The organism is Promicromonospora noduliphila (assembly GCF_056951025.1).
The window spans coordinates 3,848,946-3,868,943 of sequence record NZ_CM167806.1; the positions used below are offsets into that span (position 1 = coordinate 3,848,946).

The following is a 19,998-nucleotide window of genomic DNA, read 5'->3' on the forward strand; positions in this document are numbered from 1 at the left end:
CCGATCACCGCCGCAGGTACGCCGTGGCCAGCACCGACACGGTGACCTGCGCGGGCAGGTCACCGTCGTCGGACAGCTCGGCCTCCGTGACGTGGCGGGCGCTCGGCGTCATCAGCACCAGGTCGAGCGCCTCCCGCCGGGTCAGCGACATCGCGTACTCGACGCGCTCGGTGCGCACGGCCACGAAGTACGGGTCCAGCGCGTCGTGCAGGCGCCGCTCCTTGTCCGGGTCGACGGCGACCATCTGCGGCACCTGACGGCGCAGCTCCGCCAGGTGTCCGCCGAAGGGTCGGACCACCACCAGCACACCGCCCGGCCGCAGCACCCGGTGGAACTCGGCCGGGTTGCGCGGGGCGAACACGTCCAGCACCACGTCGACCCGTTCGGACTGGATCGGGAACGGCCGGAACACGTCCCAGGTCGCTGCGGCGGCCCGCTCGTGCGCCTTGGCCGCGGTGCGCAGCGCATGCGCCGAGGTGTCCAGGCCCAGGCCGACGGCGCCAGGCAGCGCGTCGAGCACCCCGGCCAGGTAGTAGCCGGTACCGCAGCCGACGTCGACCACGGTCGCCGGCCGCTCCCCCGCGCCGGAGCGCTCGGCGCCAGCACCGGAGGGCTCGGCCTCCGTGCCGGAGGGCTCGGCCTCCGTGCCGGAAAGCTTGGCCTCCGAGGCGAGGTCGGCGACGGCCGCACGGATCGGCGCGTACCGCCCGGCCGCGAGGAAGTCCCGCCGCGCCCGCGCCATCGGGCCGTCGTCCCCGCTGGTCGCCCGCGTCCCGGTCAGCAGGCTGACGTACCCGTGGCGGGCGACGTCGAAGCTGTGGCGGCGCGGGCAGCGCAGCGACCCGGCAGCGGGCGCCAGCCCCGCGCCGCACGACGGGCAGCGCAGCAGCGGGAGGATCGGGTCGAGAGCGGCGGGCGGCAGTCCGGTGGCGGGCACGTGGTCGATTGTCCCCGACCGCCTCGGCCGGCGAAGCCGCCCGCCGTCGTCATGCCGTCGTCATGCCGTCGGGGCGAGCTCGGGCAGCGTCAGGGCCGAGTGCGCCGCCCGCGGTTCCGACTCCGGCATGGCCACGAGGCCGCGCAGCATGGCGTTGCGCCGCTCCAGGGCCTCGGCCGTGGTGGGGAAGAGGGTGGCCCCGCCGTCGTCGACCAGTGCCTGGTTCAGAGTGACGAACTCGCGGGTGTCCCGCTCGTAGGCGGCGAAGGCCTTGATGTGGTCGCCGTGCGTGGCCAGGGAGTGGGCGAGCATGTAGGAGCCGACCAGCGCGAGGCTGGATCCCTGACCGGTCAGGAACGACGGCGCGTACGCGGCGTCGCCCGCGAGCGCCACCCGGCCGTTCGACCAGCTCGGCATGCGGATCTGGCTGACGACGTCGAAGAACAGGTCGTCGGCGTCGCGCATGGCGTCGACGAGGCGCGGGACCTCCCAGCCGGCACCGGCGAACGTCCGGGCGACCAGGTCGCCCCAGGCCGCGGGGTCCCGCAGCACGGCGAGCGGCGGCCGTTCCGGCTGGTGGAAGTTCAGGAACGCGTACAGGTCCCGGCCGTCGCCGGCGGCGTAGAGCGCCGCCGCCCTGCCCGGGGTGTTCCACATCGTCAGCTCGCGGGCGAGCCCGGCCGGGTTGGCCACGGTGAAGACGGCGACGCAGTAGCCCAGGTAGCGGTCGAACTGCTCCTCGGGCCCGAACGCGAGCTGCCGGGTGCGCGAATGGATCCCGTCGGCGCCGAGCACCAGGTCGAACGTCCGCTGCGTGCCGCTGCGGAAGGTCACGTCCACGCCGTGGGCGGACTGGTCGAGGGTGTCGATCCAGTCCTCGAACAGGACCTCCACGTCGTCCCGGACCGCCGCGTAGAGGATCGCGGTCAGGTCCCCGCGACGCACCTCCAGGTCCCGGCCCTCGACACTCCCGGCGACCGCACCGGCATCGAGCGACGCGACCTCGCCGCCGTCGGCCTCCAGGAACGTGAAGCGGGGCGAGGCGAGGTGTGCGTCCTGCAGCCGCGGCAGGATCCCCATCCGCCGGGCCACCTCGATCGCGGTGCCGCGCAGGTCGATCGGGTACCCCCCGCCCCGCGGGCCGCTCGCCCGCTCCACGACGGTGACCGCGAAACCGTGCCGGTGCAGCCAGTACGCCAGGGTGGGGCCGGCGATGCTGGCTCCGGAGATCAGCACGGTGCGCGACGGTCGGACGCTCGTGCCTGTCGAAAGATCGATGGATGTCATGCCCGGATTCCCTTCTTCATGTACCGCACGACGAGGAGTGACAGCGCCGCGACCAGGCCCGCGACGACGAAGCCCGTGACGAAGGCCGACTCGGCCGGCAGGCCGGACGCCGGGGAGACGCCGGCGGCGAGGATCGAGCCGGCGACCTGGGCGCCCACGGCGGCGCCGATCACCCGGGTCACCACGAGCAGGCTGGTGGCGATGCCCGTGTCCTTGGCGTCGACGGCGGTGGCGGTGCTGGCCAGCAGGGCCGTGGTGGCGAGGCCGCCGGCAAAGGCGGTCAGCACCTTTGCGAGGGCGACCTGCCAGGCCTCCGTGTGCGCCACCGCGAGTGCGATCAGGGTGAGCGCCGTGACGACGGCGCCGCCGATGACCACCGGACGGGCGCCGTAGCGCCGCACCGCGAACCCGCCGACGGCCCCTGCCACCACCCCGGCGATGGTGCCGGGCAGGATGAGCAGCCCGATGTCGGTGGTGCCGGCCCCGAAGCCGTAGCCGTCGCCCGCCACGTCGAACAGCTTGGGGATGAGGACGAGCAGCATCCCGGTGGTGGCGGCGATGGCGACGGTGAGCACGCTCGCGCTCCACATGGCGGGTGCGGCCAGCATGCGCAGGTCGACCATCGGCGAGACGGCCCGGCGTTCGACCGCCACCCAGGCCGCGGCGAGCGCGGCCACGACGAGGACGGCGCCGGCGACTGCCAGCGGACCCATGCCGCCACCGGTCACCACCACGAGCCCGAGCATGAGCGCGAGCAGCGTGGCGCTCAGGAGCAGCACGCCGAGCCAGTCGATCCTGGTCTCGGTCCGCTCGGGCGGGTCGTCCGGCATCAGCCGGAACACCATCAGCGTCGCCGCGATGATCACGGTCGTCGGCACCGCGAAGATCCAGTGCCAGGACAGCCCTTCGGCCAGTGGCCCTGCGACGAGTGTCCCGACGATGCCTCCCGCCGTGAACAGCGCGCTCACGACGCCGATCGCCACCTGGGTCTGCCCCTGCGGGAGGTGCTTGCGCACCAGGATGAACGAGAGCGGCAGCGCGCCGATCATCGCGCCCTGCAGCACCTGGCCGACCAGCAGCACGGGCAGGACCGGCGCAAGGCTCGAGAAGAGCCCGCCGGCCGATACCAGGGCCATCAGCGCCAGCAGGACCCGCTTGCCGCCGTAGCGGTCGCCGAGCTTGCCCGCGATCGGGGCGACGACGGCCCCGGTGACGAACACCGTGTTGGTGATCAGCGCACCTTCGGCCGGGCCGATGCCCAGCTCGCGCTCCAGCAGCGGGCGCGCGGGGTCGACCACCGTCTGCAGGGTGCCGAGGGCGAGGGCGAGGGTGCCGAGTGCGGCGATCGCCGGCCGCCCGAGGCGTGCCGGAGGAACCAGGACTTCGGACATAGATGTCTCTCCACGGTTGAGGTTTTGGCGTGAGCGCGCACCCGGTCGGGGGTGCCGTACGTACGTCGAGCGACCTCTTCGGAGACTACACTACACCGTGCAGTGTTGCTCGGATAGGATCTGTCTATGCCGACGACGAAGACGCTCCGCGAAGGGTCCGCGACCAAGCGGACCGCCATCCTTTCCGCGGCCCGTGAGCTGTTCCTCACCGACGGCTTCGACCGGACGAGCGTCGACGCGGTCGCCGCACGGGCGGGGGTGTCCAAGCGGACGGTCTACGACTACTTCGGCGACAAGCAGACGCTGCTGCGGGCGGCGATCGACGCCGTCGACCAGACGCTGCTCGCGACCATCCGGCGCACCCTCGACGACACGCTCACCGGCCTCACCGAACCCGCCGAGCTGGAGCCCGCGTTGGTCGGGTTCGCCATGCAGATCGCGACGGAGATGCTCGACTCGACGGAATACACCACCTTGCGGCGGCTGGTCGGAACCGGGTCGGACCATGTGCAGCACCCCGACGAGCGCGCCCTGACCAACGCGCCGGAGGAGTCGATCGGCGAACGGCTCGCGGCCCTCGCGGGCGCCGGGCTGCTCGACGTCCCGGACCCCCGGCTCGCCGCCGACCACCTCATCGCGCTGACGTTCGGCGTCGCGCTGAGCAGGATCGGCTCGGCGAACGCGGTGGAGGACCCCCGCGTCGAGCCCCTCGTCGTCGAGGGGGTCCGGGCGTTCCTCAGGGCCTACCGCGCGGGGTGACGGCGCGGCGGCATCCGGCCCGGTTCGGAATCTGGCTCGGGCCGGAGCCCGGCCCGGGTCTGGCTCCCGCCCGGGTCAGACGGTCGGGCTCCGGCAGACCGGGTTCAGAGCAGCGCGACCGCAGCGAGCGCCGTCGCGACCGCGCTCGCGAGCGTGCGCACGTGGTTCCACGCGGTCCAGGGGCGCCAGTAGGCGCGCCACTCGGCGGCCTTGTCGTGGGCCGCCAGCAGGCGGTTGTTGAGGGGCACGTTCAGGGCCATCGTCACGCCGAAGGTGCCAACGAGGTAGACCGCGGCGGCGGCGAGGATCCAGGCGCCGCCCGCGCGCCCGTCGACGAGGCCCCAGATGCCCGTACCGGCCGGGACGAGGAGCGCGCCGAAGAAGACGCTCATGAACGCGGGGAGCAGGGCGGTCTCGTTGATGCCGGTCATCGCGGCGCCGGCGGCGTCGTCGGTAGCGCGTGCGAGGCCGCTCATGATGAACGACGAGAACGCGAAGAACACGCCCGCCGCGAGGCCGAGCAGCACGACCGATGCCACGGCGAAGATCGTCCAGACCATCCGAGCCTCCAGGTCAGCGCACCAGTGCGGTGGACTCCAGCCACTCTTGCACGAACTGGTCGCGATGCAAGAGGCATCGGATAACGGATCGGGCACACCGGACAGGTTCGAGCCCCGGAGTGTCGGTGTGCCGTGGAACACTTCGAGACATGCTCGAACTTGCCACCGGAAGCGGGCTCGCCTTGTCGGCGGGTCTCAACGCATGGATCCCGCTCATCTTTCTCGGCGTGCTCTCACGCTTCACGGACCTCGTGACGCTGCCGAGCGGCTGGGCGTGGCTGGAGAACGGCTGGGTCCTGGCGATCCTGACCGTGCTCCTGGTGCTCGAGTTCGTCGCGGACAAGATCCCGGTGCTCGACTCCGTCAACGACGTGGTGCAGACCGTCATCCGCCCGACGGCGGGCGGTATCGCGTTCGGCGCCGGCTCCATGTCGGAGACGACGACGGTCACCGACCCGAGCGCTTTCGTGCAGTCCGGCCAGTGGATCCCGATCGTGTCCGGCGTCATCCTCGCCCTGGCGACCCATGCCGCGAAGGCCGGCGGGCGCGTGGTGGCCAACAGCGTGTCCGGCGGCACGGCGGCGCCGGTGGTGAGCGTCGCGGAGGACGCGACGAGCATCGGCGTCTCGTTCCTGTCCGTGCTGGCCCCGCTCGCGATCATCCCGGTGCTGATCCTGTTCGTGATCGGTGTGGTCCTGCTGATCCGAAGCCTGGTGAAGCATCGCCGCGCCCGCGCGGCGGGGCACGGTGGCGAGGATGCCTACTACGTCTGAGCTGCGCGACGTCCAGCGCGCCCGGCTCACCTCGGTGGGCCTGGGCAGCTTGCGCACGCCCGGCGCCGACGGCGGTCCTGGGGCCGACGGCGGCAGCGGGCTCGGCGCGGACGGCGGCGGCGGGCTCGGCGCGGACGGCGGCGGCGGGCTCGGCGCGGACGGCGGCGGTGTGCTCGGGGCTGGCAGCGATGTGCCAGGGGTTGTCGCCCGGCTGGGTGCCGTCCAGGCGCAGGAGCTGCACTCCTCCGCCTGGGGCGTGGCGCAGCGCCTGAGCACGCCGCCGACGCTCGCCGAGGTGCAGGCGGCGCTCGCCGACGGGACGGTGCTTCGCACGCACATCCTGCGTCCGACCTGGCACTACGTGGTACCGGACGACCTGGCGCCGCTCATGACGGCCACGGCACCGCGCGTCCGCCGGCTGATGCTCTCGACGGAGCGGTCCCAGGGCTTCGACCACTCGCTGCTCCCCCGCCGGCACGCGGTGCTCGCCGAGGCGCTGGCGGACGGCCCGCTCACCCGCAAGGAGATCGGGGCCGCGCTGGCGGAGGCCGAGGGCGCGCCGCTGGACACCTGGCACCTGGGCCAGGTCATGATGCACGCGGAGCTCGACCTGCTCGTGGCGAGCGGTCGGATGGCGGGCAAGCAGGCCACCTACCGGCTCCTGCCGGAGCAGAAGTCCTGGGCCGAGGACGAGGCCCGCCTCCACCTGGCCCGCGCCTACGTGCGCGGGCACGGCCCGTGCCGTGCGGAGGACGTCGCCTGGTGGGGCTCGCTCACCAAGGCCGCCGCCCGCTCCGCGGTGGCCGACGCCGGGCTCACCCGCCACGAGCTCGCCGGCCTGACCCTCTGGACCGACGGCGACCTGCCCGAGGCCGCGCCGGAGGGCACCGCCCGCCTGCTCTCGGTCTACGACGAGTTCTTCTGCCACGACTTCAAGAGCTGGCCCCCGCTCACCCGGGACGGGACGCCCAGCCGCTGGCTTTTCACCGGCCTCGTGACCGTGGACGGGATGATCGCGGGCGGCTGGTCGCGGGTCCTCAAGACCCAGAGCGTGGAGATCACCGTCGAGCTCGCCGAGGAGCCGAACCGCAAGGTGTGGGCAGCCATCGAGGCCGAGGCCGCGCGCTACGGGGTGTTCTGCGGGCTTGAGCCCGTCCTGACCCGCGGCCCCGTGGGCAAGGGCACGATCGGCTGACGCTCAGGTCAGGGGTGGCGCGGGGCCAGGAGCAGTCGGCAGACTCCGCATATGACTCGCATCGCCGTCGAAGGCCAGGCCAAGCGCACGCATCCCGCGGAGCGCGGCACCGTCAACCTGCACGTCGCGTTCTCCGGCACCCTGCGCAACGACGTCGTCGAGCAGGTGGCCAGGACCCACTCGATCCTCGTGGACCAGGCCAAGGCGCACGTCGCGTCGGGTGCCGCGGAGCGGTGGGACTCGGCGTCCGTGCACTCGTACGTCTACGACGACCGGGTGAAGAGCTCCGAGAAGGGCGGCAAGCAGCGGATCCGGCGGTTCCGCGCCTCGGCGCGGCTGTCGGTCACGTTCAGCGACTTCGAGGCGCTGTCGACCTGGCTGGCGGACATCATGGACGTGGACGGCGTGGAGATCGACTGGGTCTCCTGGACCCTGACCGACGAGACGCGCAAGTCGCTCCAGGCCGCGGCCCGGGTCGAGGCCGCGGAGGAGACCGCGGTGCGCGCGCAGTCGTACGCGGACGCCCTGGGCCTCGGCCCGGTGGCACCGGTCGCGATCTACGAGGCCGGCCTGCGCGGCGGGGGCAACGGCGGCGGCAACACCCCGATGTACGCCATGCGCGCCGGCGCCATGGCCGAGTCCGGCGGTGGCCCGCACGTCGAGCTGCAGCCGCGGGACATCGACGTCGAGATCACCCTGTCCGCCGACTACGAGACGGGCCCCACCGCCGAGGGCTGAGGGCGCCCAGCTTTCGACGCATCTCGGCGAGGCGCCAGCCCCGCGACTCGTCGAGAAGCCTGCGCACACCCTCATCGAAGGTCGTCTCACCACCGGCAGTCTCGACCGCAAGATCGCGATGCCGCGTGTCCCGCCAACGCTTAACGCCGTCCATCCGCATCCTCCTTTTAGACCCAAAGAGCATCCCAGGGATCGTGCGGCTCCGCTGTCTTTGTAGTCCTTTGTTGCGTATACGCAACAGCTTCTGCCGAAGTTGCCCAGCGTCACCGACCATCCCGCCGGGCAGAATGGCAGGGTGCGCCTCGATGTCGATGCCTGCCGGGTTCGGTTTGCCGCCGCCAGGCATGCCTACCTCGGCACCGCCGACGCCGACGGCGTGCCGCACCTCGTGCCCGTGACGTTCGCCCTGGTCAGTGCGGCAGAGGGCAGCCGGGCCGAGGGCGGGGCCGGGCAAGAGGGCCGGGACGAGATCGTCGTCGCCGTCGACCACAAGCCGAAGACCACACGCGACCTCAAGCGCCTGCGCAACATCGCGGAGAACCCACGCGTCGCCCTGCTCGTGGACCGGTACGACGACGACTGGACGCACCTCTGGTGGGTGCGGGCCGACGGCGTCGCCGCGGTGGAAGTCGCCGCCCTGGAGCAGGATCGCGGCAATCAGGACGGTGACATGCAGAACCGCGAGAAGCAGGACGGTGACGCACAAGACGGCAGCGAGCAGGACCGTGAGGCCCGCGCGGCGGCGCTCGATGCGCTTGCCGCGCGGTACCCGCAGTACCGCCAGCGCCGGCCGGACGGCCCGCTGATCAGGGTGCACGTGACCCGGTGGTCGGGCTGGGCGCACGGGTAGCCCCTGGGCACGGGTAGTCCCCGGTCAGACGCGCCGCCGCTCCTCTTCAAGACCGAGGTTTCTCACCTTTGAGCGGCGCCAAGGCGAAGAAACCTCGGTCTCGAAGAGGAGGAGCTCGACAGGGAGGACCCGGTGGCCGGCTCCTCGAAGCGCACGAGGTCACCCTGCGCCGCGCGCGTAAGGAGCCGGTAAGCAGGCCGTAAGGGTTGTTCACCCGGGCGCGCGCCTAGCGTCGTCGGCATGAGAACACTGCGCCGCGGCGCCTCCGCCGCTATTGCCCTGACCTGCGCCCTTACCCTCGCTGCGTGCGGCTCGGCGGAGCCGACCGGCGGCGACGAGACGATGTCCGAGGACACCATGTCGGAGAGCCCCATGGACGAGGAGTCGCCCATGGACGAGGAGTCCCCGATGGACGACGACATGGCCGAGGACGACATGATGTCCGACGCCCTCGACTTCACCGCCACCACCGCGAGCGGCGACACCTTCGAGGGCGCCGACCTCGCGGGCAGCCCCGCCGTCATCCTCTTCTGGTCCGACATGTGCGACACCTGCGCCGACACGGCCGCCGCCCTCGCCGACGTCGAGGGTGACGTCACGCTGCTCTCGGTCGCCGGCGAGGACAGCGACCCCATGGACGACCCGCTCGCCTCCGTCGAGGGCGTCACCCAGCTCGAGGACGGCATGGGCGACCTCGCCTCCCACTTCGGCGTGATGGCCGACGGCGACGTCGTGCTGATCGACGACCACGGTGAGGTCACGCACCACGGCCCGATGGACCCGATGGAGCTCCCGGACGAGGTTGCCTCGCTCACGATGTGACTCCCGACGACGTGACTCCCCGCTCGGGGTGTCGGAGGTGCGGGCCTGCAGCTCCGACACGCCGAGCCGAGGCTCACCTGGGCCGCTTCGGCGTCGGGACTAGGCCGCGTCGGCGTCCGGACCCTCCGAGCGCAGCCGCGGCTCGGTCCGGTTCTTCGGCCTGACCCCGGACTTGTCGCGGTAGAAGGCGCGGATCATGTCCATGTCGGCGCCGACGTCGCCGGTGAGCTCGATGCTCGGCCCCAGGCCGGCGACCCGGGTGACACTGTCGACGTAGCCGAGCGTCACGGGCAGGCCGGCCTTCAGCGCGATGCGGTAGAACCCCGACTTCCAGTAGCCGGACCCGGTGCCCCGCGTGCCCTCCGGCGTCACGACCAGGTGGAACTCCTCGCCCCGCCCGACGGCCGCCAGGATCTCGTCCACGACGCCGGCCGGGTCCTTCCGGTCGACCGGGATGCCGCCGAGGGACCGCATGATGCCGGCCATCGGTCCGGTGAACCACGAGTCCTTGATGAGGAACCGGATCTTGAGGTCCAGGTCGAACGCGATGGCCAGCATGAGGAAGAAGTCCGTGTTGGACGTGTGCGGCGCGCCGACGAACACGGTGGGCCGGGTCGGGGCGGGCTCCGAACGAAGTCGGTAGCCGGTGGCGGCCCAGATCAGTCGTGCGGCGGCCCGGCGGATGGTGCGTGACATCGTCGACCTCGAGTCGAAGGCGGAGCGGGTGGGGTTTCGGCGAAGGATCGCAGAAGCTCAATTCTGGCAGACCCTCCGGACGTCTAACGCCCGGCCCGGCCGCCCGGTGCCCGCCGGAGCAGCGGGCGCACGCTGTTCGCCGCCAGGCGCAGCACGCCGCGCGACCCCGCCGACTGCTCGTCGAACAGCATCAGCGCCACGTGCGCCATCGCGCGCTCGTCGGCCGCGACGGCGCGCGTGGCGACGCCCGCCCAGGCCTTGGAGCGCATGAGCTGCTGGGCCAGGTAGCACTCCCGGTAGTGCCGCCCGAACCGGCGCCGGTGCGCCTGCTCGAAACCGGCGAGCGCGTCCGGGAGCCCAGCGCCCCACCAGGTCTCCCCCGCCCGGCCCAGCGCGCCGAGGTGCTCCGCGAGCTGCACCCCCGCCGCCATGCCGTAGAAGATGCCCTCGCCGCTCAGCGGGTTGATCGTCGCCGCGGCGTCGCCGAGCAGCACGGCGGCGTGCCCCTCCGCCGTCATGGGCGTGCGGGCCGCTGCGTGCGGGAGCTGGTGCGTGGCGATGCGGTCAAGGCCCGACACCGAGAAGCCGCGCCGCTTCAGATCCTCGACGTACAGGTCGAACAGGTCGCGCAGCGTGCGGCCGTGCCGCGCCGTCTGCCGCTTGAGATGGGTCACCGGAAGGCCGACGCCGAGGTTCGCGCCGTCGTCCGGCAGGGGGAAGACCCAGCCGTAGACCGGGAGGAGCTGTTCCAGGAAGTCGAACCGCAGCGTGTCGCTGACGGGCTTGTCGGGGTGGGTGACCGTGCCGTACGCGCGCATCGCGATATAGGTCTGCCGCATCGACGGGCGCTCGACGCCCATGGCGCGCCGCACGGTCGAGTACGCGCCGTCCGCGCCGACGACGAGATCGAACGTGGCCTCGCCGTCGGACAGGGTGACCCGGGCGCCGCCGCTCCCCCGGCCGCCGCCGTCCGCGCCGTCCTCCCCGCCGCCGACGCCGTCGTCCCCGCTGCCGCCGGTCCCACGACCGACGGCCGGCGTCATGCCCTCGAACGACACGCCTTCGCGGACCTCGACCCCGGCGTCGCGCGCGGCGCCCAGCAGCAGGTCGTCCAGCACGAGCCGCGGCGCGACGTACCCGGCGAGGTCACGACCCTCCATGATCGGGCCGCGCGCGAACGCCTCGACCCCGCCCGGGCCGCTGATCGCCACCGACATCGGCATGTGGAACGGCTCCAGCAGCCCCGACAGTCCGAGCCCGTCCAGCACCCTGCGCGCGCCGGGGCCCAGGCCGTCGCCGCAGGTCTTGTCGCGAGGGAACGTCGCCTTGTCGACCAGGGTCACGTGGGCGTCCGGCACCTCGCGCCGCAGCGCGATCGCCGTGGCGGCACCCGTGGGGCCGCCGCCCACGACGAGGATCCGGGGTGCGTTGTCGCTGGTCACGCCGTCGACACTAGACCGGCTGCCCTGCGCCCGCCAAAGCGGGCGACGCCATCAGCGCCGGGGCCTGCGGTCGGGCGTCACGTCCTCGGCGGTGCCGGGGATCGTCTTGCCGTGCGGCGCGTCCCCCGGCCTGCTGCTGCCCGACGCCGGGTCTCCCGCCGCACCGCCGGGTGCGTCCCCTGCCGTGCCGGGCGCGGCGCGGTGCTTCCGGAACCGCTGGACCGCGCGGTACAGGGTGACGCCAGCGACGATGATCGCTATCGCGTCGTCGCCGAGGCCGAGCGGCCCCAGCACGCCTTCCGACAGGAGGTCGATCGGGCTGGCCACGTACCCGGCGCCCGCGACGAACGTGAGGATCTCCTGCCAGGTGAACTTCCTGGGATCCTTGCCCCGCTTGTTTTCCTCGCGCATGCCCGGAACGTAACGGAGAACCGCGCGACTCGCCAGGGTTGTCCCGGAAGCCCGGTTCGCCAGTTTCACACGTCGATCGGACGGCGGTCCTCCACGAGCCGCGACGTGTACCCGGCCGCCACGAGCCGGTCGAAGGCGTCGACGACGTCCTCGGGCACGTCCTCCTCGTGGGAGATGAAGCCGAGCTCCGCGTACAGCGTGAGGCGCTGCGTCTCGCCGACGAGCATGTCGACCACCCGGTCGGCGTCGCCGATGGACCGCAGGTATGCGTCGAGCTCCAGCGGGCGCGAGACGCACAGCACGTCGACGTCCGGCCAGACCACCTGGCACGTCGCGAACGCGCGTCGCTGCTGGTAGGGGTGCGAGACGAGCATCAGGGAGGACGGCTCGATCTGGTGCTCGGCCAGCACCTTGCGGCTGTACTCGAGGTTCTCGCTCGTGTTGGTGGCGGCGGGCTCGACGAGCACGGCGTCGGCCGGGACGCCCCGCGCGATCGCGTGGTCGCGGTATCCGAACGCCTCACCCTCCGGGAACGCGTCGACGGTGGTGGGCGCGTTCGCCCCGGTGAAGACGATCTGCCGGAACAGCCCTTCGAGGTAGAGGTCGGCGGTGTAGTCGGCGACGCCAAGGTCGTGACCGCCCAGGCCGATGCAGACGTCGACCGGTCGCGGCTCGTGCTGCAGGTCGTGGAACGCCCACAGTGTCTCTACGTCCTCCCGCACTGCCGCGGGGATCATGACGTTCGGCATATGACGACCATATTGCTCGGAGGAATGAGGGGCACAACCTGAGTGTGGGGCACTGCCCGAATTCCATGGGAATTGGGTGCAATGTCACAGACATCGGGACGGCGCCACGAACGCCGTCCCGCAGTGCTCTCGCGCCCCCCACGCTGACATCCCATGCGCAGACAAGGTAGCGGACGCCGATGAACCGCCCTAGCGCTCGCGATCCTCGTCGTCCTCTCCCTCGGTGGTGGCCACCTGGACCACGTCGTCCTCGAGCTTGCCCGAGAACAGGTCGTAGTACTGCAGGTGGAGGTGGTAGCCCGCGCCCAGCGCGATGCGCCGGATCATCCCGAGCGTCGGCTCGATCTGTCCGGACTCGATGCGGCTGATCGTCGACGTGGGCACGCCCGCGAGCACTGCCAGCGAGCTCATGCTGAGCTGACGCTCGGCTCTGATCCTGACAATGATCTGGGCTGCGGTCGTGAGCAAGGTGCCCTCCCGTCGACGCTCGGCCATCACGACGTGCCATGACGCACGACAGGGCTCGCCGGAAGATGGAGATCTGTTTTCCGGCAAGCCCTGTGAGACCTGACTCTATACGTCTATGGCCGTCGCGGCTCAGTGACAAGAGCATGTGTCGCCATGTTTTCCCCGGGGGTGCCGTACCGACACGTTGGCCTACTACTCTCAGCCCCCATGGGTACCGCAAGCTCACCGGGTGACGCTGCCGTGCCGCGGCAGGCCACCGGCAACGGCTCTGGTCGCCGGGGCCAGGCGGCGCGGGCCGTGCGCGCCCTCCTCCAGGAGCACCCGGCGTGGGTGCTGCTGCGGTCGAGGAACGCGGCGGCCGCCGTCGTGCTGCTCGACCGCAACTTCGGGACGTCGCGCCGCCGGCTGCCCGTCGAGCAGCTCGCGATGCGGATCGACGACGACGTGCCCGAGCTGCGCCGCGTCGGGTTCGAGCTGCCCTACTCCGGCTACTTCTACGTCTCCGAGTGGATCGACGAGGGCGTGCTCGTGCGCCGCCGCGCCCCGCAGGCGGCCGGCGAGCCCGGCGCGGAGACCGTCGAGCTGTCCGACGGCGCCCTGGTCGCCATCCGCTTCGTCTCCCGGCTGAGCAGGCCGCACCCGGCGGTGACGCCGTCGCGCCTCGGCGCGGTGCTCGACGGCCTGCACCGGCTCGCCGACGAGGCAGACCCCGACCCGGAGGCCCGCCTCGCGGCCCTGCTGGAGCAGCGCGCGGCCCTCGACGCCCGGATCGAGCGCGCGCGCCGCGGCGACGACGCGCCCCTGCCGCCGGACGTCGCCGTCGAGCGCGCCCGCGAGGTGCTGGCCCTCGCCGGCGACATCCCGGCCGACCTGGCCCGGGTGCGCACCGAGCTGGAACGGACCGACCGCGAGCTGCGGCGCCGGCTCCTGGAGTCCGACGGCTCGCGCGACACGTTCCTCGACGACATCTACCGCGGCGTCGACCACCTGGCCGAGTCCGAGGCGGGGCGGGGCCTCGTCGCGTTCCGCGAGCTGCTGCGGCAGGCGGAGCACCTGGCGCAGGACGACGTCGGCCGGGTGCTCGACACCGTCCACCTGGCCCCCGGCGAGGCCTCGGCGCTGCGCCGCCTCCTGCCCACGCTGCAGGACGCCGCCGACGAGCTCACCGACACCATGGCCGTCCTGCGCCGCGCGCTGCAACGTATGGTGCGGTCGGGCGAGCTCCCCGCCGAGCGCGCGCTGCGGCGCCTGATCGGCGAGGCGCAGGACGCAGCCCTCGCCGCGGCGCCCGACGTCGCACCGGGGACCGAGATGCGCCTGACCCTGCCGCTCGGCACGGTGGCGCCTCGGTCCGTGGGCGGCCTGGCGCCGCACAACCCGGGCGGGGAGGACGCCGAGGCGCCGGCCGCCGCGCCCGCCCTGCCCCCGCGGGCCGTCTCGCTCAAGGCGCTGCGCGCCATGGCCCGCGACTCCGAGATCGACGTGGACGAGCTGCGCGGGCACGTGAACGACGTCGTCGACCGTGCCGGCCGCGCGACCGTCGGCTCGGTGCTCGCCGCACATCCGGCCACCCAGGGCGCCGCGAGCGTCGTCGGTCTGCTCACGCTCGCCGAGCAGCACGGCACGCCCACCGGCGACCGCGAGGACGTGAGCTGGCGTTCCTCGCGCGGCGTCACGCGGCGGGCCGTACTTCCCCAGCACCAGTTCGAGGAGCGTGTCCCGTGACAGAACCCGACGCGACAGGGCCCAGCCGCGCAGACCTCAGCACCGCCCGCCCCGGGCGGCCGGCCGGCAGCGGTGCGCCGTCCGCCGGGAGTGCGCCGTCCGCGCCGTCGGGCCAGGGGAGCACGGCGGGCGGCGGGGCCGGCGGCGACGTCGGCACCCACCTCTGGCCGGGCGACCACGGCACGGTGCCTGCCCCCGCGCGCCTCGCGCTGGCCCGGCTCGTACGCGGCCCGTATCTCGCGGCCGAGGCGGACCCGGACACCTGGCGCGCGCTCCTGGCCCACGAGGACGTGGTTCGCGAGCGCCTCGCCGACCTGTACCTGGACCTGGTGGTCGACGCCGACGCGCAGGTCGCCTTCGTGCGCGACGTGCCGGCACCCGACGCGCCGCAGGTGGTGCGCGAGGTGGCCCTGACCTTCCTGGACACGGCCCTGCTGCTGCACCTGCGCGGCCTGCTGCTCGACTCGACGGACGGGCGGGTGGCGGTCAGCCGCGACGAGGCGGCGGACCACCTGGCCGTGTACCGGCGGCGCGGCGGTGGTTCGCCCATGGACTTCTCCCGGCAGCTGGACGCGACGTGGGCGCGCCTGATCGAGTCGGGCATGCTGGAACCGCTCAGCGGGGACCGGTGCACGGTCTCCCCCGTGCTGCGGACGGTGTTCGGGGCGGACCAGGTCGCGGCGCTGAGCGCCGAGTACGCCCGACTGGCGAAGGAGAGCGCATGATGTCACCCCACTCGATCGACCGCTGCGCTCACGACCGCGCGGAGGCCCCGAGATGACGGCCCCCCACCCCGGGCAGTGGCGCCTCGCGCGCGTCGAGCTGGTCAACTGGGGCACGTTCTCCGGGCACCACGTGGTGCCGGTGCCGCGCGAGGGGTTCCTCCTCACCGGCCACTCCGGCTCGGGCAAGTCGTCGCTGGTCGACGCCGTCGCCGCGGTCCTGACACCGCCGGAGCACCTGCGGTTCAACGTCGCGGCGGCCGGGACGGGCGCCACCGAGCGGGAGGCGGGCGACCGCGACGTCGTCTCGTACGTGCGCGGCGCGTGGCGGCACCGCACCGACGAGAGCACGGGCGAGGTCGTGGCCGACCACCTGCGCCAGGGCGCCACCTGGTCGGGCGTGCTGCTGCAGTACTCGAACGGCACCGAGGCCGACGACGGCACCGTGACCCTGGTGCGGCTGTTCCACCTCACGCGGGGCTCGTCGGCGCCGGCGACGCTGCACGTCGTGGTGCCGGGCGAGGTGGGCCTGCTGGACTTCGAGCGGTACGTGCGGTCGGGGCCCGACGCCGCCGGCGTGACCGCGGCCTGGCCCGACGCGACGGTCAGCGAGCGGCACGGGCCGTTCGCCGCCGCGTTCACCCAGGCCCTCGGCATCAGCTCCGAGCAGGCGCTGGTGCTGCTGCACCGCACCCAGTCGGCGAAGAACCTGGGCAGCCTGGACGACTTGTTCCGCGGGCACATGCTGGACGAGCCGGGCACGTTCGAGCTGGCGGCGCAGGCGGTCGAGCAGTTCGCGGACGTCGCGCGCGCCTACGCCGACATCGAGGCGTCCCGCCGGCAGATCGAGCACCTGAGCCGGCTCTCCGCCCTGACCAAGTCCTACGACGAGGGGTCGGCGGCCGGTGTGCGCGCGGCGACGCTGCGCGGGTCGCTGGAGACGTTCAAGGACGCGTGGAAGCTCGACCTCGCCCACGGGGCGCTGGCCGAGGCGCGCGCGGCCGAGGAGCGGGCGCAGCACCACCGCAAGGCCGCCGACACCGAGGTCGACGTCGCGGCGAACACGCACCAGCAGGCCGTGAACGTACTGGGCGCGCGCGGCGGGCAGGCGCTGGCCACACAGGCCGACCGCCTGCAGCGGGCCGGCGAGATCGCCGCCCTCGTCCGCACGCGGCGCGGTGAGCTCGCCACCGACCTCCAGTCCGTCGGCATGAACATGCCCGAGACGTTCGGGGAGTTCGCGGCGCTCAAGGAGAAGGCCCGGTGGGAGCTCGGCGGCGGCAAGGCGCCGGCCACGGGCGCGGTGCCGACGCTGACCGGTGCCCTGCCCGCCGTCTCGACCGGGCAGACGGCCGCCGTCGCGACCGGGCAGGTCCCCTCTGTCGCCACGGGCGCGCTGCCCTCGGTCGCCACGGGTTCGGTGGCCACGGGTTCGGTGGCCACGGTCGGCAGGTCGCGTGCGCCCGAGTCGCTCGACGGGAACATCCGGGAGGCGCTGGCGGCGCGCTCCGCCGTCGGGCAGCGGCACGAGGCCGTCGCCGGGCGGATCCAGGCCGTGCGCCAGACCCGGACGAACGTGCCCGCCGCGCTGGCCACCGCCCGCAAGGCGGTGGCGGAGGCCGCCGGGCTCGACGTGTCCATGCTGCCGTTCGCGGCCGAGCTGCTGCGCGTCCGGGAGGAGGACGCCGAGTGGCGCCCCGCGATCGAGGAGATCCTGCGCCCGCTGGCCACGCTCGTGCTGGTGTCGCCGGCGCACCGGGCCGCCGTCGCCGGGGCCGTCGAGGCCGGGCCTGGCCTGCGCTACCGCGTGGTCGGCGTGCGCAACGACGCGCCACGGTCCACGGACTCCGCCTCGCTCGTGCACAAGGTCGAGGTCAAGGACGGCCCGATGTCGGGCTGGCTGCACCGCCGGTTGTCCGAGCGGTACGACTACCTGTGCGTCGACGAGCCGGCCGGGCTCGACCGGCACGAGCGCGCCGTCACGCGCGAGGGCCTGGTCAAGCACGGGCCGGAGGAGATCGAGCAGCCGGTGCTGCCCGGCGTCGAGGACTGGATGCTCGGCTGGGACGCCGACGACCGCCTCGACCAGCTCCTGGAGATCGCGCGCGAGACGCAGGGCCGCCTCGCCGCCGCCGACGAGGCGGTGGCCGACGCCGTCGCCGAGCAGCGCGAGGCCGTGCGCCGCCAGCTCACGCTGCGGCACGTGGCCCGGCGCGAGTGGCGCGAGGTCGACATCGACACCGCGGAGGCCGACCTGACCGACGCGCAGGCGTCGTTCGACCGGCTGCTGGACGGCACGATGGACCTGCTGCAGGCATCTCAGGACGTCGCGGCGGCCGAGACCCGCCTCGACCAGGCCCGCGCGGCCGCCGCCGAGGCGGCCGACACGCTCGCCGAGGCCCGCGCGCACCGCCGTTCCCTGGAGCGCGTGGTCGCGGAGCTCGGGGACGCCCCCACCACCGCGATCCCGCTCGCGCACCGCCAGGAGCTGGAGAAGCGGTACGCCGCCGTCCGCAGCACGGTGACGCACGAGGTGATCGACGACGTCTCCCTGGCCGTGTCCCGCACGCTGGACGCCGAGCGCGAGGCCGGGCTGCGCACGTCGGCCGCCGCAGAGCGGGAGATCGTCGGGCTGCTGTCCGAGTTCCGGCGCCGCTGGCCCGCCATCACGCGCGACCTCACGGCCCAGGTCGGCGACCGGTCGCGGTACCTGGAGGTGCTGGAGCGCATCCGCACGTCCCGCCTCCCGGAGCAGGAGGCGCGGTTCTCCGACCTGCTCACCGACCAGGCGCGGCGCGCCCTGCGCAAGCTCGCGGCCGAGATCCGGCAGGCGCCAGCGGCCATCCGCGAGCGGATCGTCGGGGTCAACACGTCGCTGCGCCGCTCCCCGTTCGACACCGACCGGTTCCTGGAGATCCGCGTCAAGGAGCGCCGGCCCGCCGCCGTCGAGGAGTTCCTCGAGACGCTCGACGCGCTCACCGGCGACACCGAGCCGGAGTACGAGGTGCTGGAACGGCTGGTGCGCCGGCTCGGGTCCACCGACCCAGCCGACCGGGCCTGGCGCGCCCTGTGCCTGGACACCCGGCGGCACGTGCACTTCACCGGTGTGGAGGTCACCGCGGGCGGCATCGCGCTGGCCGTGCACGACTCCTCCGCCGGCCTGTCGGGCGGTCAGCGCCAGAAGCTCGTCGTGTTCTGCCTGGCCGCAGCCCTGCGGTACCAGCTTGCCGGGGCGTCCGACTCGGCGACGCCCGCCTACGGCTCGATCCTCCTGGACGAGGCCTTCGACAAGGCCGACACCGCCTTCACCCGCACCGCCATGGACACGTTCGCGGCGTTCGGGTTCCACATGATCCTGGCGACGCCGCTCAAGCTCCTGCAGACCCTCGAGGACTACGTGGGCGGCATCGGCCTGGCGACCTGCCGGGAGATGCGGGAGTCGCGCGTGGACGTGGTGCTCCTGGAGTCGCCGCTGCCTGATGTTGTTCCGGTGCCTTCTGCTACGCGTGGTGGGGGTGCGGGCGGCGCGGGTGCAAGCAGCGCGGGTACGGGCGGCGCGGGTACGGGCGGCGGTGCGGGCAACGGTGGCGCGAGCGGCGGTGGCGCGAGCGGCGGTGGCGCGAGCGGCGGTGGCGCGGGCGGCGGTGGTGCTGCGCCGGAACCCGCCGCGCGGACGGCGGCGCCCGCCGGTGGACGGCCGGCCGGTTCTGGTTCTGCGGCGGCATCAGCCCCCACACCGCAGGCCTCCCCGACGCCGGCTCCTGTGACGCCGGCCTCCTCGACGCCGACCTCCGCCACGCCGACCTCCGCGACGTCAGGCCCGGCGCCGTCGACCCCCGCATCGTCAGTGCCAGCGACGCCGACCTCCGCGTCGTCAGTCGCCGCGCCGTCGGTTCCTGCGACGCCGGCTCCGGCCTCCTCCGTCCCGACGCCCCCGGTTCCCACGCCTCCGGCGTCGGCGCCGACGGCCCCCGCGTCGAAGCCCTCCGCCGCTCCCGCGGCTCAGGGCGACTCCAGCGCCGCCACCCCGCCCCGCGGGATCCCGGCGACACCGCCTCCCCCGCCACCCGCACCCGAGCAGGACCAGTCGTCAGGCGACGACGAGGGCAGCACCCCCGAACCGGACTGGACCGTGACCGTGACGCCCAAGCAGACGGCCGGTCCGGCGTCGGACGGCGCGCCAGGCGACGGCGCCACGGGGAACGATGCTGCGAGGAACGGCGCCGCGCAGGACGGCGCGACGGCGCAGGACGGCGCCAACCCTGTCGCACGCATGACGTCGCGCCGGCCGACGCTGTAATCAACGCCAGCGCGACAGCAAACGGTGGCGCCAACTGCCGCATCGTGTTCGACGCGCTGACGGCACAGCCACGCCGGGAAAGACCTTCTCCCGGGCTCGTGTTGCTGAGGGTCGACAACGTCTACTCCCAGCAACACGAGCCCGCGAGGCAGTTGTTCTCCGGACCGGCAAGC

18 protein-coding genes are annotated in these 19,998 nt (G+C 73.4%); 9 read left to right on the plus strand and 9 right to left on the minus strand.

Going from position 1 to position 19,998, the window contains the following annotated elements; genetic code table 11:
* Positions 1–4 precede the first annotated feature (4 nt).
* The 3 genes from AC0QU1_RS16950 to AC0QU1_RS16960 are packed head-to-tail and all read right to left on the minus strand — an operon-like array spanning position 5 to position 3,615.
* Positions 5–937, minus strand: coding sequence for a putative RNA methyltransferase (locus AC0QU1_RS16950; RefSeq protein ID WP_483570905.1), 933 nt, complete (start codon positions 935–937; stop codon positions 5–7).
* Between the two features lie 60 nt (positions 938–997).
* Entirely contained in the window at positions 998–2,224 is a 1,227-nt protein-coding gene (locus tag AC0QU1_RS16955; RefSeq protein ID WP_483570906.1) for an FAD-dependent monooxygenase, read from the minus strand.
* The gene (locus AC0QU1_RS16960) at positions 2,221–3,615 is read right to left on the minus strand and encodes an MFS transporter (RefSeq protein ID WP_483570907.1); all 1,395 of its coding nucleotides are present in this window, start codon (positions 3,613–3,615) and stop codon (positions 2,221–2,223) included. Before AC0QU1_RS16960 ends, AC0QU1_RS16955 begins: the two co-directional genes overlap by 4 nt.
* A 126-nt stretch (positions 3,616–3,741) precedes the next feature.
* Here AC0QU1_RS16960 and AC0QU1_RS16965 point away from each other — a divergent pair, with 126 nt between their 5' ends.
* On the plus strand, positions 3,742–4,374 hold the full coding sequence (locus AC0QU1_RS16965; protein ID WP_483570909.1) for a TetR/AcrR family transcriptional regulator: 633 nt from the start codon (positions 3,742–3,744) through the stop codon (positions 4,372–4,374).
* Positions 4,375–4,478: 104 nt separating this feature from the next.
* Here AC0QU1_RS16965 and AC0QU1_RS16970 read toward each other — a convergent pair whose 3' ends face one another.
* The gene (locus tag AC0QU1_RS16970; protein WP_483570910.1) at positions 4,479–4,934 is read right to left on the minus strand and encodes an anthrone oxygenase family protein; all 456 of its coding nucleotides are present in this window, start codon (positions 4,932–4,934) and stop codon (positions 4,479–4,481) included.
* Between the two features lie 149 nt (positions 4,935–5,083).
* Between AC0QU1_RS16970 and AC0QU1_RS16975 the strand changes: the two genes are divergently transcribed.
* The 5 genes from AC0QU1_RS16975 to AC0QU1_RS16995 all read left to right on the plus strand — a co-directional run bounded on the left by AC0QU1_RS16975 (position 5,084) and on the right by AC0QU1_RS16995 (position 9,312).
* Positions 5,084–5,707 carry a DUF4126 domain-containing protein gene (locus AC0QU1_RS16975; protein ID WP_483570911.1) on the plus strand — a complete coding sequence of 208 codons (624 nt, stop codon included), beginning with the start codon at positions 5,084–5,086 and terminating at the stop codon, positions 5,705–5,707.
* Positions 5,691–6,902 carry a winged helix DNA-binding domain-containing protein gene (locus AC0QU1_RS16980; protein ID WP_483570912.1) on the plus strand — a complete coding sequence of 404 codons (1,212 nt, stop codon included), beginning with the start codon at positions 5,691–5,693 and terminating at the stop codon, positions 6,900–6,902. The genes AC0QU1_RS16975 and AC0QU1_RS16980 overlap by 17 nt, the downstream gene beginning before the upstream one ends.
* A 51-nt stretch (positions 6,903–6,953) precedes the next feature.
* Positions 6,954–7,640, plus strand: a complete 687-nt coding sequence (locus AC0QU1_RS16985) for an SIMPL domain-containing protein (protein WP_483570913.1) — start codon at positions 6,954–6,956, stop codon at positions 7,638–7,640.
* Positions 7,641–7,935: 295 nt separating this feature from the next.
* Complete coding sequence (locus tag AC0QU1_RS16990) at positions 7,936–8,490, plus strand: TIGR03668 family PPOX class F420-dependent oxidoreductase (protein ID WP_483570915.1); 555 nt, start codon at positions 7,936–7,938, stop codon at positions 8,488–8,490.
* A gap of 240 nt (positions 8,491–8,730) precedes the next feature.
* A complete protein-coding gene (locus AC0QU1_RS16995) occupies positions 8,731–9,312 on the plus strand; it encodes a redoxin domain-containing protein (RefSeq protein WP_483570916.1) in 582 nt (193 codons plus the stop codon).
* 99 nt (positions 9,313–9,411) lie between these two features.
* On the opposite strand, the gene AC0QU1_RS17000 is transcribed toward AC0QU1_RS16995, so the two are convergent.
* From AC0QU1_RS17000 to AC0QU1_RS17020, 5 genes are all read right to left on the minus strand, one after another.
* Entirely contained in the window at positions 9,412–10,008 is a 597-nt protein-coding gene (locus tag AC0QU1_RS17000) for a 1-acyl-sn-glycerol-3-phosphate acyltransferase (RefSeq protein ID WP_483570918.1), read from the minus strand.
* An 83-nt stretch (positions 10,009–10,091) separates the two neighbouring features.
* A complete protein-coding gene (locus AC0QU1_RS17005) occupies positions 10,092–11,450 on the minus strand; it encodes an NAD(P)/FAD-dependent oxidoreductase (protein ID WP_483570919.1) in 1,359 nt (452 codons plus the stop codon).
* 51 nt (positions 11,451–11,501) lie between these two features.
* A complete protein-coding gene (locus AC0QU1_RS17010) occupies positions 11,502–11,861 on the minus strand; it encodes a DUF1232 domain-containing protein (RefSeq protein WP_483570920.1) in 360 nt (119 codons plus the stop codon).
* Positions 11,862–11,926: 65 nt separating this feature from the next.
* Complete coding sequence (locus AC0QU1_RS17015; protein ID WP_483570922.1) at positions 11,927–12,610, minus strand: YdcF family protein; 684 nt, start codon at positions 12,608–12,610, stop codon at positions 11,927–11,929.
* A gap of 189 nt (positions 12,611–12,799) precedes the next feature.
* A complete protein-coding gene (locus tag AC0QU1_RS17020) occupies positions 12,800–13,021 on the minus strand; it encodes a helix-turn-helix domain-containing protein (protein WP_483616242.1) in 222 nt (73 codons plus the stop codon).
* A 264-nt stretch (positions 13,022–13,285) separates the two neighbouring features.
* On the opposite strand from AC0QU1_RS17020, the gene AC0QU1_RS17025 reads away from it, so the two are divergent.
* Genes AC0QU1_RS17025 through AC0QU1_RS17035 form a run of 3 tightly spaced genes read left to right on the plus strand, consistent with a single transcriptional unit; the run spans position 13,286 to position 19,825 of the window.
* Positions 13,286–14,803 carry a DUF3375 domain-containing protein gene (locus AC0QU1_RS17025; protein ID WP_483570925.1) on the plus strand — a complete coding sequence of 506 codons (1,518 nt, stop codon included), beginning with the start codon at positions 13,286–13,288 and terminating at the stop codon, positions 14,801–14,803.
* Positions 14,800–15,528, plus strand: coding sequence for a DUF4194 domain-containing protein (locus AC0QU1_RS17030; protein ID WP_483570926.1), 729 nt, complete (start codon positions 14,800–14,802; stop codon positions 15,526–15,528). The genes AC0QU1_RS17025 and AC0QU1_RS17030 overlap by 4 nt, the downstream gene beginning before the upstream one ends.
* Positions 15,529–15,580: 52 nt before the next feature.
* Entirely contained in the window at positions 15,581–19,825 is a 4,245-nt protein-coding gene (locus AC0QU1_RS17035; protein ID WP_483570927.1) for an ATP-binding protein, read from the plus strand.
* Positions 19,826–19,998 lie beyond the last annotated feature (173 nt).